Source organism: Psychrobacter sp. CAL346-MNA-CIBAN-0220 (assembly GCF_040309805.1).
Classification (GTDB): domain Bacteria; phylum Pseudomonadota; class Gammaproteobacteria; order Pseudomonadales; family Moraxellaceae; genus Psychrobacter.
The window spans coordinates 1-262 of sequence record NZ_JBEOPF010000404.1 but is presented as its reverse complement, the minus strand read 5'-3'; the positions used below and the strand labels follow the sequence as shown (position 1 = coordinate 262).

Sequence of the window (262 nt, the reverse complement as noted above, 5' to 3'; positions counted from 1 at the left end):
CTTCACACCCTACCGCGCGGTAAATCGTCGGAGCATTATCAAACGGTACGCCGAGTAATTCACATTCACGCTCATCTGCAATATGCCCTTCTTTACAGCTATTGCATAAGGTACGTACTAAGCGCTGTGACAATACGCCGAGTAATGATGACGATAATAAGAATGGCTCAACACCCATATCTTCCATACGGGTAATTGCACCTGAGGCGGTATTAGTATGCAATGTAGACATAACTAAGTGACCAGTCAGCGATGCTTGCAC

Annotated in this window: 1 protein-coding gene; it reads right to left on the bottom strand. The window is 45.8% G+C overall.

All coding sequences use genetic code 11. The annotated features are described in order from the left end of the window. Window positions 1-262 (bottom strand): ATPase, T2SS/T4P/T4SS family (locus AAEY88_RS14145; protein WP_350563402.1); only part of this gene is annotated, 262 nt, incomplete at both ends.